This is a genomic window from Rosistilla ulvae, assembly GCF_007741475.1.
Taxonomy (GTDB): domain Bacteria; phylum Planctomycetota; class Planctomycetia; order Pirellulales; family Pirellulaceae; genus Rosistilla; species Rosistilla ulvae.
This window is the reverse complement of sequence record NZ_CP036261.1, coordinates 4997215-5011967: the sequence shown is the minus strand read 5'-3', so window position 1 is coordinate 5011967 and position 14753 is coordinate 4997215. Positions and strand designations below refer to the sequence as shown.

16 protein-coding genes and 1 pseudogene are annotated in these 14753 nt (G+C 56.5%); 6 read left to right on the top strand and 11 right to left on the bottom strand.

Annotation, left to right across the window (positions count from 1 at the left end):
- Positions 1-216: 216 nt before the first annotated feature.
- Positions 217-1236 carry a beta-galactosidase gene (locus EC9_RS17740; protein ID WP_218934229.1) on the top strand — a complete coding sequence of 340 codons (1020 nt, stop codon included), beginning with the start codon at positions 217-219 and terminating at the stop codon, positions 1234-1236.
- Between the two features lie 1164 nt (positions 1237-2400).
- Here the strand turns inward: EC9_RS17740 and EC9_RS27365 are convergent.
- The 11 genes and pseudogenes from EC9_RS27365 to EC9_RS27360 form a co-directional block, all read right to left on the bottom strand.
- Positions 2401-2661 carry a type II toxin-antitoxin system RelE/ParE family toxin gene (locus EC9_RS27365; protein WP_145347276.1) on the bottom strand — a complete coding sequence of 87 codons (261 nt, stop codon included), beginning with the start codon at positions 2659-2661 and terminating at the stop codon, positions 2401-2403.
- 22 nt (positions 2662-2683) lie between these two features.
- Positions 2684-2848, bottom strand: coding sequence for a hypothetical protein (locus tag EC9_RS17720; RefSeq protein ID WP_246105754.1), 165 nt, complete (start codon positions 2846-2848; stop codon positions 2684-2686).
- Positions 2849-3046: 198 nt separating this feature from the next.
- On the bottom strand, positions 3047-3595 hold the full coding sequence (locus EC9_RS17715) for an ankyrin repeat domain-containing protein (RefSeq protein WP_145347272.1): 549 nt from the start codon (positions 3593-3595) through the stop codon (positions 3047-3049).
- 97 nt (positions 3596-3692) lie between these two features.
- On the bottom strand, positions 3693-4004 hold the full coding sequence (locus tag EC9_RS17710; protein ID WP_145347271.1) for a hypothetical protein: 312 nt from the start codon (positions 4002-4004) through the stop codon (positions 3693-3695).
- Positions 4005-4023: 19 nt separating this feature from the next.
- A protein-coding gene (locus EC9_RS17705) for an IS630 family transposase (protein WP_145124286.1) occupies positions 4024-5156 on the bottom strand; the annotation gives its coding sequence in 2 pieces (ribosomal slippage) (positions 4024-4721 and positions 4721-5156; 1134 coding nt in all).
- A gap of 285 nt (positions 5157-5441) precedes the next feature.
- Positions 5442-6083, bottom strand: coding sequence for an SMI1/KNR4 family protein (locus EC9_RS17700; protein WP_145347269.1), 642 nt, complete (start codon positions 6081-6083; stop codon positions 5442-5444).
- A 145-nt stretch (positions 6084-6228) separates the two neighbouring features.
- Positions 6229-6636 (bottom strand): hypothetical protein, encoded by a 408-nt coding sequence (locus tag EC9_RS17695; RefSeq protein WP_145347267.1) that lies wholly within the window; start codon positions 6634-6636, stop codon positions 6229-6231.
- Positions 6637-6639: 3 nt separating this feature from the next.
- Positions 6640-7257: a TIR domain-containing protein gene (locus EC9_RS17690; protein WP_218934227.1), complete on the bottom strand. Its 618-nt coding sequence runs from the start codon at positions 7255-7257 to the stop codon at positions 6640-6642.
- Between the two features lie 190 nt (positions 7258-7447).
- Positions 7448-8458 (bottom strand): alpha/beta hydrolase family esterase, encoded by a 1011-nt coding sequence (locus tag EC9_RS17685; protein ID WP_218934226.1) that lies wholly within the window; start codon positions 8456-8458, stop codon positions 7448-7450.
- A 241-nt stretch (positions 8459-8699) separates the two neighbouring features.
- Entirely contained in the window at positions 8700-8912 is a 213-nt protein-coding gene (locus EC9_RS17680) for a type II toxin-antitoxin system HicB family antitoxin (protein ID WP_145347263.1), read from the bottom strand.
- A 4-nt stretch (positions 8913-8916) separates the two neighbouring features.
- Positions 8917-9015, bottom strand: a pseudogene (locus EC9_RS27360) (type II toxin-antitoxin system HicA family toxin); the annotation flags it as partial.
- Positions 9016-9457: 442 nt separating this feature from the next.
- On the opposite strand from EC9_RS27360, the gene EC9_RS17670 reads away from it, so the two are divergent.
- The 5 genes from EC9_RS17670 (at position 9458) to EC9_RS17650 (ending at position 14724) form a co-directional block, all read left to right on the top strand.
- Entirely contained in the window at positions 9458-10660 is a 1203-nt protein-coding gene (locus tag EC9_RS17670; RefSeq protein WP_218934225.1) for a c-type cytochrome, read from the top strand.
- The gene (locus EC9_RS17665) at positions 10657-11688 is read left to right on the top strand and encodes a COX15/CtaA family protein (protein ID WP_246105753.1); all 1032 of its coding nucleotides are present in this window, start codon (positions 10657-10659) and stop codon (positions 11686-11688) included. The genes EC9_RS17670 and EC9_RS17665 overlap by 4 nt, the downstream gene beginning before the upstream one ends.
- Before the next feature lie 28 nt (positions 11689-11716).
- The gene (cyoE, locus tag EC9_RS17660; RefSeq protein WP_145347259.1) at positions 11717-12730 is read left to right on the top strand and encodes a heme o synthase; all 1014 of its coding nucleotides are present in this window, start codon (positions 11717-11719) and stop codon (positions 12728-12730) included.
- Between the two features lie 126 nt (positions 12731-12856).
- A complete protein-coding gene (locus EC9_RS17655; protein WP_145347257.1) occupies positions 12857-13804 on the top strand; it encodes an ABC transporter ATP-binding protein in 948 nt (315 codons plus the stop codon).
- A gap of 17 nt (positions 13805-13821) precedes the next feature.
- A complete protein-coding gene (locus tag EC9_RS17650; protein WP_145347256.1) occupies positions 13822-14724 on the top strand; it encodes an ABC transporter permease in 903 nt (300 codons plus the stop codon).
- Positions 14725-14753 lie beyond the last annotated feature (29 nt).

Here is a 14753-nt window from a genome sequence, read left to right as displayed (position 1 = left end):
CACGACGAGAAACGGGGAACCGGTCGCCAGCCCTGGAGCCCGCATCGAAGCGGGCTCTTGAATCCTCTAAGCATCCAACAAGAAAAGGCTTCAGTGATGAAAACCATCTGTGGATTAACTCTGATTTTGCTCGGTACGATCTCTTCCGCTTCGGCAGAATCTCCTTCCAGCCAAGACAAAACGGAAATCGCAAAGCCATATGGGGTATTCTCTTCGATGGTCACTCCGAAATCCGCAGCCCATCCACTCTGCAAAGGACTCTTGCTGCGAACATCGTGGAGCAAGTTGGAGCCGCGACGAGGCAGATACGATTTTTCGGACATCGACCGACAGATCGAAGTGGCCGAACGAAGCGCCCGAGATCCAAAGTCGCTCGCGTTCAGCCTCGCCATCTCGGCTGGACTCGGCGGGGGCCCTCAAGGTGCAAACTATCCCGCCTGGCTGATCGACGAAGGAGTCGAGACGATGCCGATCCAATTTCGACGGGAGGAAGGGCTTGTTCCCAAAATGTGGGATCCTCTGTTTCAAAAGAGACTGAAAAATCTAGCGGATGCCGTGAGCCAAAAGTTCGCGAAGGACAAGAGACTGAAACTCGTATATGTTCCTCAAGCGACAGCAAACGGCGTGGAAGGGCACTTCAACGGGAATTCCAATGCCGTGCTGGCAAGAAACGGACTGACGCAGGACGTCTGGGTTGGCGCCGTCAAACAAGCCGCCATCTCCTTCGCCGATTCGTTTGACGATTGTGCGATCGCGGTGGAAGTTCATGAAGTTCTGGGGTCCCCGCAGATTCCGATGAGGATCTTAAACGAACTCTACGAAGACCCAAAATATAGAGATCAAATCGGCGCCGGGATGTGGTGGATCTCGGGAGGGATGAAGTATCAGCCCGCGCTGGTGGAGGCGTTAAAAAAGTATCCCGGAGACATCTATGGTCAGATCATCGGCAACTCCTCCCAGCCACATCGTTTTGGCGATCGATCGGGAGACTTCACCGCAGTCTATCGCCAGGCGATGGAACTGGACGTCCGATATCTCGAAGCCTGGAACTTTGAATTCGACTACAACACCCAAAACCAAAACATCGAGAACTTCAACAAGTACGCCCATCAAAAGTATGAGTTGGGCGTTGCGAATCCTCCGGTCCCGACGTTCACCAAGCCAGAGTTGACCTCCCGTGGAACATCCCGAGGTCCCAGGGATTTCCAAGGAATGCGCCGCCGCCCACCGCGCTGATTTCAACGGGCCTTCTGGCCGCTCATCGTCGACGTGCAAGCGACGAGACAAACCGATCCGGCTACGGCGAAACAGATCGCAGTGAAACGTAACGGGAGCGTTTTGCATCACCGCAATGAACGAAGCGAGTGACACTGTGCTTCAAGAGTTTGTACCGATGCGAACGCATGGTGCTAAAGAGCGAAGATGATCGCGCAGCGACTAGCGTAAAACCATGTTGGGCGTCTCTTGAAGTGGAGCAAGACGTTCGAATTCAAGAAGTGTACAAGCCGACCGTATTACAAACGCGAAGTTTGAACCACGAAAGTCACGAATCACACGAAAATTCAACGTTGGTCTATTTCGTGATTTTCGTGGTTGAATTGAATGCCCGTCCCAGCTGAGCGACCAACGTCGCGTATCAGACAGCCCGGGGCGTTCAACGAAATGGTTTTGCGACACCGACGGTGCCGAAGCGGTGGAGTTTGAATCACGAGAAATTGCGCCGATGCAAACGCACGTTGCCTGCCAACGAAGGCCTGGCGTAAAGCCCCTGTTGGGCGGCACTTACACGCTAATCAAGCGATCGTATTCGGCGTGATTTCCGATCCAAAACCACAACAGACGATCGTCGGTCTCGACGGCGAGCGCACGAAAGCCTCGCCCAACGCGAACGGACCGATAACGGCCAACTTTCTTGAAGTGGAGGGAGGGGGGATCCGGGGGATCCTTGAGCAGGGTGAAATTCTTGTCGTCAGTGCTCGGACGGCATCTGGAAGTTGTTTGTAGCACTCCCAGAATGCGGGGCTCGCGGGATGGCTCATAGCGGCGTCGATTTGCCGTTTGCGCGGTCGCGAAGCGCCGCGTCAGCAAGCGAGTCCAATCGCCCGTCATTTGCGTCAGTTTCGATGCGTTTGTCAAACTGTGCAGAATCAAATTCCCAAAACCATTCGCGGAACTTCGCGAATTCGTCTGGAGGTAGCTTTGCGATCGTGTTTTCAAGTTCTTGAAGTGACATTCCGGTAGCCTTTCGAGCGGAGCCTAACAACGGATGGTTTGGGCGACGCCGCCGCAAACGAAGAGAGCGATGTCTGATTACCGGAAATTGAACCAAGGCCAGTCCGCGTCGCCAAACGCGGAAGGTGTGCCGAAGGCCTTTGCGTAAAAATCCTGTTAGGCGACCGACTAGCTCAGGTAACGGTCAATGTCCATCGCGCTATGGAAAATGCCCAGAATCTCAATTCGATCATCGTTGACGATAAGATACGGGATTCGATAATGACCATACAAGATTTCGCAAACCTCTCGATCAGAGACAGGCGCGTACCGCTGACCCATCCGAGGATGTTCGCGAAGCAATTGAATCTTGTCATAGATTCCGTTGACGACACTCAACGCAGCGGAGGGGAATTGTCGGCAATGTAGTCGTATATCTGTTTGAGGCAATCAGACGCCTCTATCGTCCATACTATTTGCCCAACGATTCGATCTTTCGTTTTACATCGTCGTCGGACACGGTACGACCGTTGGCCGAGTCATCTAGGCCACGTTGGACGATGCGAGCATACGCAAGCTCGCGAAGGATTTCATCGTAACTACTGTCATCGGGTTGGCGAGCAATTATGTCCGCCATAGTATCTTTTGCTATCGACATTGAATTCTCGCTTAATCTAAGTCGCCTAACGCAAGGGTTTTACGTCACCCGCCCTGAACGAAGCGAACGATGGCTGAAATACGAAAGATTGTACCAAGGCCAGCGCTCGTTGCCAAAGAGCGAAAGTGTGCCGAAGGCCTAGCGTAAAAACCATGCTTGGGCGACGGCTTGCTGAGCCTACTGGCTAAACGCGAGCGACATCGCGGCTCCCATCCGATACGCAGTTGGGGCTTTGCCTGATTTGTTCTTCGAGTTTGGGTCAGCACCATGTGCTAACAACGACTGGACAATTGAAACAGCCACATCCGATTTTCCTGCGGTCGCAGGCGCACCTGAATTTGTGACGGCCCGATGGAGTGGCGTTGACTGAGACCTTCGGTCGGCTGCGTTGACATCCGCCCCCGCAGCTATGAGGAGTTCAACTGCGTTAAGGCTGCGAAACCGAACGGCACGATGCAGAGGTGTTACCCCATTCTTGTCGGTTTCGTTTACGGAAATGCCAGAAGCAATCAAGAACTGAATCACCGCAGTTTGCGTCTCCGGCGAAGGGGCATGGGCTGAGCAAGCAGCCAGCATGCACCCAGATAGATCGTGGTTTTTGGACGCGGATTTTCGCAAATCATCAAGTCGCAACTCAAACGCGTGTTTTTGCACATCATTCACTAGCGTCGCCGAACGGAAGGTTTTTACGACACCGCCGTTGCGATGCCACTCAAGTTTGAACAACTGAAGATTCTACTACCGGATGGAGGCTTGAACAAACGACAGCGGTGTGCCGAAGGCCTAGCGCAAAAACCATGTTGTACGCCCCGGACCACTTCCATCAGCGTCGCGCAAGGTGGGCAAGGGCATCCACTTTGGTTTTGAACGGCAATTGTTCGGCTTCGTAGTCAGATGTCAGCACGAAACACGTACCGTTTTCTAGTTTGAATGTGTTTTCACCAAGAAGAAATGATCCCGGAGTTCCAGATAGGTCGGGAACGCGATAGGAGATCATTGTGCCGTCGTTCTCATCGACGCAGAAGTCACCATCGAGCGCTTCGTGGCCGAGGCCGTTGTTGAGTGAGGCACCACAATCCTCGACGGCGCCAGTGTAAGTGGCCGGGAGAACGAAAATGAACAGTTCAAGGTTCATTTCGGCACCTAGTGCTTTGTCAGGCTTTGATTTTGGGGTAGAGGGATTTTAGTTTTGTTCTCGCATCTTTGACTTGGAATTGCCAGTCAACGCCACGCTGTCTTCTGTTTGAGTGTGAGGACCACGCCTGTGTTTCCTTTCTCAGCGGCGCAATCGTCGCGAATCGACGACCGTTGATACACTGCCGCGTCATTGAACTGAGTTCGTTCTCAGCCGCGTTGAGCCAACTTCCATGCTTGGGTGTGTAACGGAACTCGATACGACGAACCAAGGCACGGGCTTTTTCTGGCTTAAAGGCCTCGTAGAAGGCGCCTTTGGTGTGGGTATTGAGATTGTCACATACCAGGATGATCTTCTTCGCCTTTTTGTAGCGTGTCGTCAGCAGTGCCTCCATTTCGATGGCCCAATCGACCTTGGTTCGCTTTGGACGCACGGTGACTTCTCTCCATCCGGCCAGCGGCTCGGTGAACATGAACACGCTGGCGGTTCCGCACCGTTCATACTCGTAATCGACGCGTCGAGCATGATTGCGGGTCGCCGGGATCGGCGTTCGCGTCTCTTTGTGAAGCTGGACCGGCTGTTCGTCCATGCACACCACGGGATAGTCCGAATCATACGGTTCTTCGTAGGTATCTAGGACTTCTTCCATGCACGCTACAAATTCGGAGTCGGCGTCGGGTGGAATCACCCAATACTGGATCTTGCGATTGGTCATGCCGTTTTTTTAAGCGTTTGGCGAACGGTTTCGTAGCTGATCGAGTCCACGATCCCCAGTTCTACCACGTGGTCTGCCAACAGACGCAGCGACCAACTCGCGAACCCTTTGGGAGGTTTCCCCAACCGCAAGGCGATCACTTTCGCTTCTTGCTTTCCGTCAAGCGTCTTCTCTCGCGGGGCGCTCAAACGCGGTTTCCCGTGCAGCGCCGTATCGAACCCTTCGGTCACCAAACGTTTGCGAAGATTCTCCACGGTCTGAATCCGACACGCCAAAGCTTCCGCGATTTTGGCGTCGGTCCAGCCAGGTCCTTCCGTGTCAGCTTTGAGAAGGATCAGCGCCCGCCGTACCTTCTGCGAGGAGCCTTTCAGCTTCTTTACAATCGCCTTCAGTTCTTCCCGTTCTGTATCCGAAAGCCGAACGATATACTTCTTAATCATCGAATCCTCCGTGACTCGTGGGGCAATCGACCTACAAACTCCCGGATTCTTCCAATTTAGGAAACCCCAATTCCTAAGGCTGACAAAGCACTAGTTTGAAGCACTGTATGTCTGAGGCGTTCATGGCGAGTTCACTAGGGGCGTACAACGCAAGGTTTTTACGACACCGCCGTTACCGAAGCGGTGGAGTTTGAACTACGGAAATTGTACCAAGGCCAGCCCGCGTGACCAACCAAGGAAGGTGTACCGAAGGCCTAGCGTAAAAACCATGTTGTCGGACAACTACGGTTTCAATCGGAAACGATCGTCGAATTGGTCAGACGCCCAGTCAACGCCGCCATCGGTTAGGACGGATTTCCACCAAAGGCTCTTGGGCTGAGCGAAGCAAACGGTTGACCACGACTCGAAGAAGCTCGTGAAATCGTTTGCCATTAGGAAGCCGTTGGCACCAGTGCCGCCGTCGAGCCAGCTGTGATGGTCGAATAAGACGTTACCGAAACCCTCAGGATTAAGGTTGAGTGAAAAGTTGTCGCCGTTACCCTCGGCGTGGAGTGGAATCCAGTTGTGCATCAACCGGTTGGTGACAAGTGCCAAATCGGAATCGTCCGTGTACGGGAAACCATATTTGCGGGCCGCATCATCATCGTAGAATCGCCAATCACGCATCTCCAGAGCGCCGCCAACAGAGTTGGCAACGGGTTCAAGCTCAAAAGAACCGAAAGGGTCGTCATCGCTCGTCCAATACAGCGTTAAGCCGTTGGCAAATTGCGTGACGAACTCAACGTAGGCGGGTGGCAGCGCAAACCCAATCCGCGATTGAGCGGCGTCGATGTCACCGGTGGTGGCGGGAGGATTAAGCTCGACGCTCAAGACAATGCCTGCATCGGCGAGGTGTTTCGCTACACGATCGAGAATGTTCTGCACTTGTCGGACAACGGAAGGTTTTTACGCCACCGCCCTAAACGAAGCGAGCGATGTTTGAACTACGGAAATTGTACCAAGGCCAAGGCCCGTTGCCAAAGTCCCAAGGTGTGCCGAAGGCCTCTGCGTAAAAACCATGTTCGACGACTCAAGCCCCGCCAGTTGGTTTAAATGCGAACATCACAAGCAAGATGACACCAATTAGGAATCCGTAAAAGATAAGGTTGACGAAGGCGAAAAACGCATTCTGAGCGGGGCGTGAAAAGCCTGAGGTGTCCATAGAAAAATCAACCTTGTCACTGTCAAGCGTACGGACGTGGTTGTAGAGATCACGGAACAACCGCTCTTGGCGAAGGTAGTAGGCATCCAGAATCCAAAATGCTACCGCAGGAATGTACGCGATAAGAACATATCGAATGTCTGCGTCCTTAGCGGCCAGAGCGAACGTTGCCGCGATCAACGTCACGGCCCATCCTTTAAGAAGGGCTGAGTTGCCAGCCATGCGTGAAATTACGGACTGAATCATGTTCAGGTGTGCGATTTTATCTTCGTTCATTGGTTAGGTTCGCTTGTATGGTTTTGTGCCGGACAGCCAAGCATCAAACGACACGTAGGTGTCGGGGTCTTCGTAAACCCAAAGTTTCAGATTGCCATTCGTGTCATTCGCCTTGTCGATGTATGGGTACATCCCAAGGTACTCTTGACCATCATAACCACGACGCCCCGCAGCCTGCGCCAATGGCAGGATCGCCACCATCCCAAGGCCACCATCCTCGGAAGAGTGACCGTCTTTGAAACCGAGTTCCCATGGCATCCATTTTGAATGGTGCGAGTTCTGGGAGGTTGCGAACATCAGGCAACGGCTGTGAGCCATGCGGACGCGTAATGTTGCAGCCGTACGTTCGTTAACGTTCTCGCGATTGAGGTGATTGTCGATAATCCAGTCGACGTAAACCGAATAGTTGAACTCTTCTAGCAGGCCTTTGAGGCCAAGCAGTCTGTCTCGGCTGAGTTGGGCATCGGAGTAGCTGTGGGAAAGGAAGATGTCGAACGTGTAGTTCATCGGGTGACGCTTTGTCTCCTCTTCGAGAATCGCCGAAGCGGATTTGGCGATGAGCTGGCGTCCGTATTTGCGTTTGTGAACCGCATCGACTTCTGCGATGGAAATTAGCGCCACGGAATTACGGTCTCCATTTCAAAAGACTGAGTCGTCGAACGGGTCTATGTGCGACGGCCTGTCGCATATTCAGGTTGTTATGCGACAGATTAGACGGCCCGTTGGCGGGGTGCAAGGGTTTGGGGGGGGCTGGCTCGTTGTGCGATGCACTGGGACGCGCGAGATCGCTCGGCGGTTGCTGTCTCGATGACTATTCGGTCGACGAGGGCTTGGGCTGGCGGGGGTGCTGAATCAAAAAGTCCCAAACGAGCTCCGGTCCTTGGGCGTCCTGGTTGGGGCGTCCGATGACTTTGACCGGATAATACTGCCGGCCGCCGGGGAGCGCGTGTCCTCCGCCGACCACTTTATAGAGTCCAACCACGGTGCCACGCTGCCCGCCGTCCCAGTGGTAGTATTCGATGTACGATCGGTCCTCTTGATTCTTGTCAGCCAGTTTCTTCACCGTTGGTTCCGAGGCGGTCTTGTTTCGCTCGACCCAAAGCTGGACGGCGTCGTCGGTGCTGATCGCGAGTCCTCGCGGCGCGATCGGGTTGCCTGCGACCCGATTCAGCCGCGGCCCCAGTCCCTTGCCGACAGGTCCGCCATCGTAAGGGACCAACGGGTCTTCGGTCCCGTTCAGGTAGAGGACCGAAACCGGCAACGCGGGATCGAAACGTTGGCTGATCGCTTCGCCCATCGTGGCAATACAAACAGCGACGGCAGAGAAGGTCTCCGGTTTTTCCATCGCCAAGCGTTGCGTCATGAAACCGCCATTGGACACCCCTGTTGCAAAGATTCGGTTGGCATCGATGGAGTGCGATCGCCGTATCCGTTGGACGATCTTCATGATGAAGTCGACATCGTCCACCTTGTCGTCCTGGTCGGCAAACATCGGTGAGTCGCGGCCGTCGTTCCAATGCTTCTCGATGGCGTTGGGATACGCGACGATGAACTTTTTGCGATCGGCCAGCTTCGAGAACCCCATCGCCGAAGCGACCCGCGAATTGGAACCTCCACCGTGCAGGCAGACCAGCAGCGGCACCGGATCCCCTGGCTCGAGCCCCTCGGGAACGTGCAGCCGATACTCTCGCGGTCGGCCTTGGTGTTCAAACGTTGCGCTGACGCCGGTCTGAGCGGCTCGCAGCCCAAACTGGGCATAGCCGACCATTCCTCCCACAGCGATGACGACTCCGATGATCGCGAAGCGCAGCATGCGTTTCATAGGTCTACTCAAAAGGTTTTCGATGATGGTACGGGACCTGGGATATGTCACGTGATTCGACGGTTGCCGCGAATTATTGGCAACTGGGTAGAAGAAAAGTCTCGCCGAATTCCCATGCCGATGGCCAGGGAAACGCAAAACGCCGGACCATTGCTCCTCGATTCGCGGTGATGCCGTTGATGCTGGGGTGGGCGCGTACGGGGAGGTTGATATTTGCGTCGATGGCGGAGTTGGCCGCCGACTACGCCTCAACATAATCTGCGACGCAGGATGGCGCCGGTATCGGTTCACCATCCTCTAGCATACCGTTGAGATGCATGCGGATCGCGTCACGCATCCGTTGCTCGACCTCGGCCTGCGTAGCACCGGTAGCCACACACCCGGGAAGGTCTGGGCAGAACGCCGATAGATTGTTGGGCGTTTTCTCGATGACGATCAGGTACTTGGTTTGCATCGGGTTAATCCTTGAGGCCGGCTTGCCGAAAAATGCTGTTTAGAGTGCCGGGAGCGATGTCGTCCTTGGGACGCCCGGCGATTGTCACGCGTCCCGTCTTAACTGGATGTTTGAATTAGCGGTGGCTGCCCTTCTGAGCAACCATGACCCAACCGTCAGCTTCTATTATATGCACGACTTCGCGAACGGTCATCGAACACCTTGGGATCCATTCGTCCTAAGTTAGGTTGTAGGTACAACGACCTGTCGATAACGCAGGTTAGTATACAAAAGGTTAGGCGTTCCATCGGCGAGAGACAAGCGTTTTGGGTTCAGAGCAAATCGCCTGACCACTGGTCCTCGCACTTTGAGGATGGTTTGCTGACCTGTGGGGGCTGCGACAATTGAGCTGATGCGTCGGGGGAGCGTTCGGCCTGGGCAACTCGCTGTCTCTGGATAGAATGAAGCGGATGGATGCTGAAAAATGTACAAAGATTGCCCGAAGCATCGCCTTGCTGGCGCTGCTGATCCTCCCAGGCTGCGGTTCTGAGCCTCCCGGGTTCCGCATGAACCGGGTCTTCGCGCATAAGATGGAGATCCACGGCGCCGAATTGGACTCCGCGATCGACGACACTCAAATCGCGATCACTCAGTTGTTCGGCACCCCCGACCAGCCACTGCTGCCGGCGGTGCTTACCGATAACCCCGATTTTCAATCGCTGATCCAGCTCGAAAATCTGCAACGCGCCGCCGGAGCGGTTGCCAGCGATCGCGACGGTACCGATCGCGGGCTGTTTCGCAAACATTGCTCCCAGTGCCATGGGATCAGCGGCGATGGGAACGGGCCGGCCTCCAACCTGTTGAATCCCTATCCTCGCGATTTCCGGATGGGCGTGTTCAAGTTCAAGTCGACGCAGTACGGCGCCAAGCCGACGGTCGACGATCTGGTTCGGACGCTGCGGCACGGAATGCCCGGCACGTCGATGCCTTCCTTCCATCTCTATCCCGACGAAGATCTGACGGCGCTGGCGCAATACGTGATCTATTTAACGCTCCGCGGCGAGGTGGAACGGGCGATGTATCGCGACGCGGCCAACGAACTCGGCTATGGCGATCCCGACCAAACGCCGCAGGATCGATTGCTGGCGGAGGAGCTAAAGGAGAGCGATCCCGAAGCGTATCAGGAGCAATGGGATGCGATCGAGGATTACGTCGTCGCGGCGGCGAGCCGTTGGATCGACGCTCCCGAACAGGTTGTCGCGATCGCGCCTCCGCCGGAAAAGATTCCGGCCTGGCCCTTGGCTGCCGATGCGACCGCCGATCAACAGGCGGAGATGGCCGCGTCGATCGCTCGCGGCAGAGCGTTGTTCGGCGGCAAAGTCGCCAACTGTGCGATCTGCCATGGAGCCGATGGACACGGCGACGGACAGGTCAACGACTACGACGATTGGACCAAAGAGTGGACGATGCGGAACGGGCTGGATCCGAAAGACCCTGAAAAGAAGCAGGTCGTTCGGGAATACCTGGCTCTTGGAGCTCATAAGCCGCGGAACATCCTGCCTCGCGACATGCGTGCCGGTGCGTTTCGCGGCGGCGACCAACCGCAGGACATCTACCGACGGATCGTGCAGGGGATCGATGGAACGCCGATGCCCGCGATCAATCTTGTCGAACAACCCAGCGGCAGCGGGCTGACCACTGGCGACGTCTGGGACATCGTCCATTACGTGCTTTCGCTTTCGCAAACCGGGCGAGGCGAAGCGCTGTGAATCGCGAACAGGAACCGATCTTGGACGAACTGAAAGACGAAACACCCGCGACCGACGAAGCTGGTTCGCCGTGGCGATCTCCATGGGTTCATCGCTGGGCCGTGCTGTTGGTCTGGCTGACCTGGCCGCTGATTTGGGTCGGTGGGCTGGTGACGACTTACGACGCCGGGATGGCGGTCCCCGATTGGCCGGCGACCTACGGATATAATATGTTCCTGTATCCCTGGACAACTTGGTTGCTGGGCCCCTTCGATTTGTTGATCGAACACGGGCATCGGTTGCTGGCGTCGCTGGTTGGTCTGATCACGATCGCGATGTTGGTCGCGGCCGTCTGGTCGCGGCAGCCTCGCTGGATCGTGCGACTGTGCATCGTCGCTCTGGTCGGCGTGATCTTGCAAGGTGCGCTCGGCGGCGCTCGCGTCGTGATGGACGCGCGAACTGTGGCGATGATCCACGGCTGCTTTGGCCCCGCGTTTTTTGTCCTCTGTTGGATGATCGCTGGGGTCAGTTCGCGGTGGTGGCAAGCAACTGACGCCCCAAGTGTTCCCAGGAATACTGTCCGCTGGGGGGCGGCGTTGGCGATCAGCAGCTACTTGCAACTGGTTCTAGGAGCTCAACTACGTCACATGCCCGTCGACGCAGGGGACTCGTTTTTCCGTCACATCGTCTTTTCCCACCTTACCGGAGCCGCCCTGGTTGCGGTTTTGGCAGTCATTACCGCCTGGAAGTTGCGTCGCTGCGGCGATTTGACGCTATCCAGAATCGGGTTGGGGCTGATAGGATTGCTGATCTTGCAGTGGTCGTTGGGACTGGGGACGTGGTTTGTAAACTACGGTTCGCCGTGGGCCCTGAGTCAATGGCCGTCGCTGGCACGGTATGTGATCGTAGCCAAAGGATGGACCGAATCGATGGTCGTGACAGGGCATATGGCGACGGGATCGTTGATCCTGGCGCTGGCCTGCTGGACTTGGTTGCGAGCCTCGCGACGCTGCGAAAACTCCTCATTTGCGAAACCCGCGTTCGATTGAGAACGCTCACAATACAAAGGCTAACTTCATGAGTGGCGATCTTGTCGTATTGGATCGACCGGAACGACTTAGCACCGTCGTGCGACCAACTCGTGTGGCGATCGCATCGGAAGGCAATTCGATCGACGCAGCGGATTCGCCGCATCGCGGACGTGCTGCCGCTGGCGCTCATTCGCTGAAGGCGTCGATTCGCGGGCTGTACGATCTGACCAAGCCGCGGATCGTGATGATGATCCTGATCACCACCGGCATGTCGGCGATGTTCTTGGCGGGCACCGACCTTTCGCTGTGGATGCTGATGCATCTGATGATCGGCACCGCCGCGGTCGCCGGCAGCGCCAGCGTGATGAACCAGTTCATCGAGCGCGAAGCCGATGCGAAGATGATGCGGACGATGAAGCGACCGCTGCCCAGCGGCGTCGTCTCTCCGGGAGCCGCTTTGATTTTCGGAATCACGATCGGCCTGCTGGGGACCGCTTACCTAGCGATCAACGTCGGCCAGAGTACCGCGTTTGTTGGTGTCGCGACGTGGGTCGGTTATGTGATGCTGTACACGCCGCTGAAACAGAAGACCGCTTGGAACACGACCGTCGGTGCGATCGCCGGCGCGTTGCCGATGATGATGGGATTTGCAGCCGCTGGCGGCAGTCTGACCGATCCTCGCGGATGGCTTCTGGTCGCCGTGTTGTTCTTGTGGCAATACCCTCACTTCATGGCGATCGCTTGGATGTACCGCGGCCAATACGCCGACGCGGGCTTTAAGATGACGCCCGTTGTCGAACCGACGGGCAAGAGTGCCGGATGGCAAGCGATTGCCGGAGCGTTGGCTTTGCCAGCCGTTTTGATCACGCTCGTCCTTCCCTACAACTACGCTCCGCTGTTTGCGATCCTCGCCGTGGCAGCCTCCTTCGGGATGATTCGCAGCTCGTTCCGTTTCTGCGGCAGCCCCAACGACGTCACCGCGCGACAGTTGTTGATGTCGTCGCTGGTCCAGTTGCCCGCCTCGCTGGCCGTTTTGATCGCCGCGCGACTGCTCGGTTAAACCGCCGCCACAGCCCTATCCCTCCTCCGCTGGTTCTGCCCGTCGCTTCGCTGGCGTGGCGGATCACCGCCGCAGCCCTACGACCTTCCCATCGATCGCCGACTGAAACAGGTCGGAGCCGTGAACATGACCTCCGCAGATCCTCATCATCCGACAATCCAATACGCTGTCGAAGCTGTCGACGTGCACCATCGCTACGATGACCACGTCGCCTTGGACGGCGTCAACTTGCAGATTCCGCAAGGCAAGATCTTTGCTTTGTTAGGCCCCAACGGCAGCGGCAAAACCACACTTTTCCGCTTGCTGGCGACGCTGATGCCGCTGCAACGCGGGCAATTGAGCGTCTCGGGCGCGAGCGTCGAATCGGTGATGGAAGTCCGTCGCCGGATCGGAATCGTGTTCCAATCACCCAGCTTGGACAAGAAGCTGACGGTGCTGGAGAACCTGCGTTGCCAAGCGGCGTTGTATGGAATCCATGGCGCCGCGCTGCGGCAGCGGGAAGAAGAAGTCCTGCAGCGTTTGCGGCTCTCCGACCGCCGAAATGATTATTGCGAAAAACTCTCCGGCGGTCTGAAGCGACGCGTCGAACTGGCCAAGGGAATGCTGCACCAACCACAGGTGCTGCTGCTGGATGAACCGAGCACCGGCTTGGATCCAGGAGCTCGGCTGGACCTCTGGGAAGCGCTTAAAGAGTTCTCGCAGCAGGGGCTGTCGGTCGTCCTGACGACGCATCTGTTGGAAGAGGCTGAGAAAGCAGATCAGATCGCGATCTTAAGCGAAGGGAAAGTGATCGCCGAAGGGGCACCGGATCGCTTGCGATCGCAGATGGGGGCGGGCTTGATCACGATCACCACCGACCAGCCCGAAGCGGTTTGCCAACAACTTCAGCAGATGGGCATCGAGGGGCAAGCGTTACACAACCAAGTTCGCATTCAAAGCGATCAGCCCGGTCCGATGATCCCTGAACTGTTGACGACGCTGGGTGACCAAGCGACTTCGATCTCGATCGGCCGGCCGAGTCTTGAAGATGTCTTTATCGCAAAGACCGGTTATCAATTCTGGTCGGGCGAATAGCAGAAACTGAATTCATCATGAGTACACTTACCTCGGAAACCTCCGAATCGAAACCGTCACCCTCGCCGCAGGCATCGCTTGGCGCTGGACCGTCGCTCGACATCCGCCCCAGCGGAATCGCCGCGGCGTGGATGTTAGCTCGCCGCGAATGGACACGCTTCTTCCGGCAGAAGAACCGCGTCGTTTCAGCCGTCGTTCAACCGCTGCTGTTCTGGTTGATGTTTGGCGCCGGCATGCGCGGCTCGTTCTCCTGGACGACCAGCGGACAAGAAGGATTTTTCGAATACTTCCTGCCGGGCACGATCGGACTGATCGTGCTTTTCACCGCAATTTTCGCCACGATTTCGGTGATCGAGGATCGCCGCGAAGGGTTCATGCAAGGCGTGCTCGTTTCGCCGGTGGGACGCTGGCCGGTGTTGGTCGGTAAGGTTGTCGGTGGCGGCGGAATCGCCTGGGCGCAAGCCGTTCTGTTCCTCGGCCTGGTGTTGCTGTTTGGCATGGCCAGCCCCGGGATCAACACGGTCTATGCGCTTGTATTGTTGGCGGTGATGTCGATCACCTTGTGTTCGGTCGGCATGATCGTCGCCTGGCCGATGACCAGCACCCAAGGCTTTCATGCCGTGATGATGCTGTTCCTGATGCCGATGTGGCTGTTGAGCGGTGCGTTTTTCCCGATCCCCGCGATCAGCAACGCGACGTCGATCGGCCAGTCGATTCTGCACTGGATCATGCGCTGCAATCCACTCAGCTATTCGATGGTCGAACTCCGCCGGCTGCTGTATCCCGAGGTAACCCTGGCCGACAACGTCTGGGGTCCATCGTCGATGATCACCTGGACGGTCTCGCTGCTGTTTATGGTCGGATCGCTGGTCCTGGCCGGTTGGTTGATGCGAGGCAGTCGTCGCGCTGATTTGGTTTAGAGCGAACCGGCCCAGCCCCCTTCCCTTTT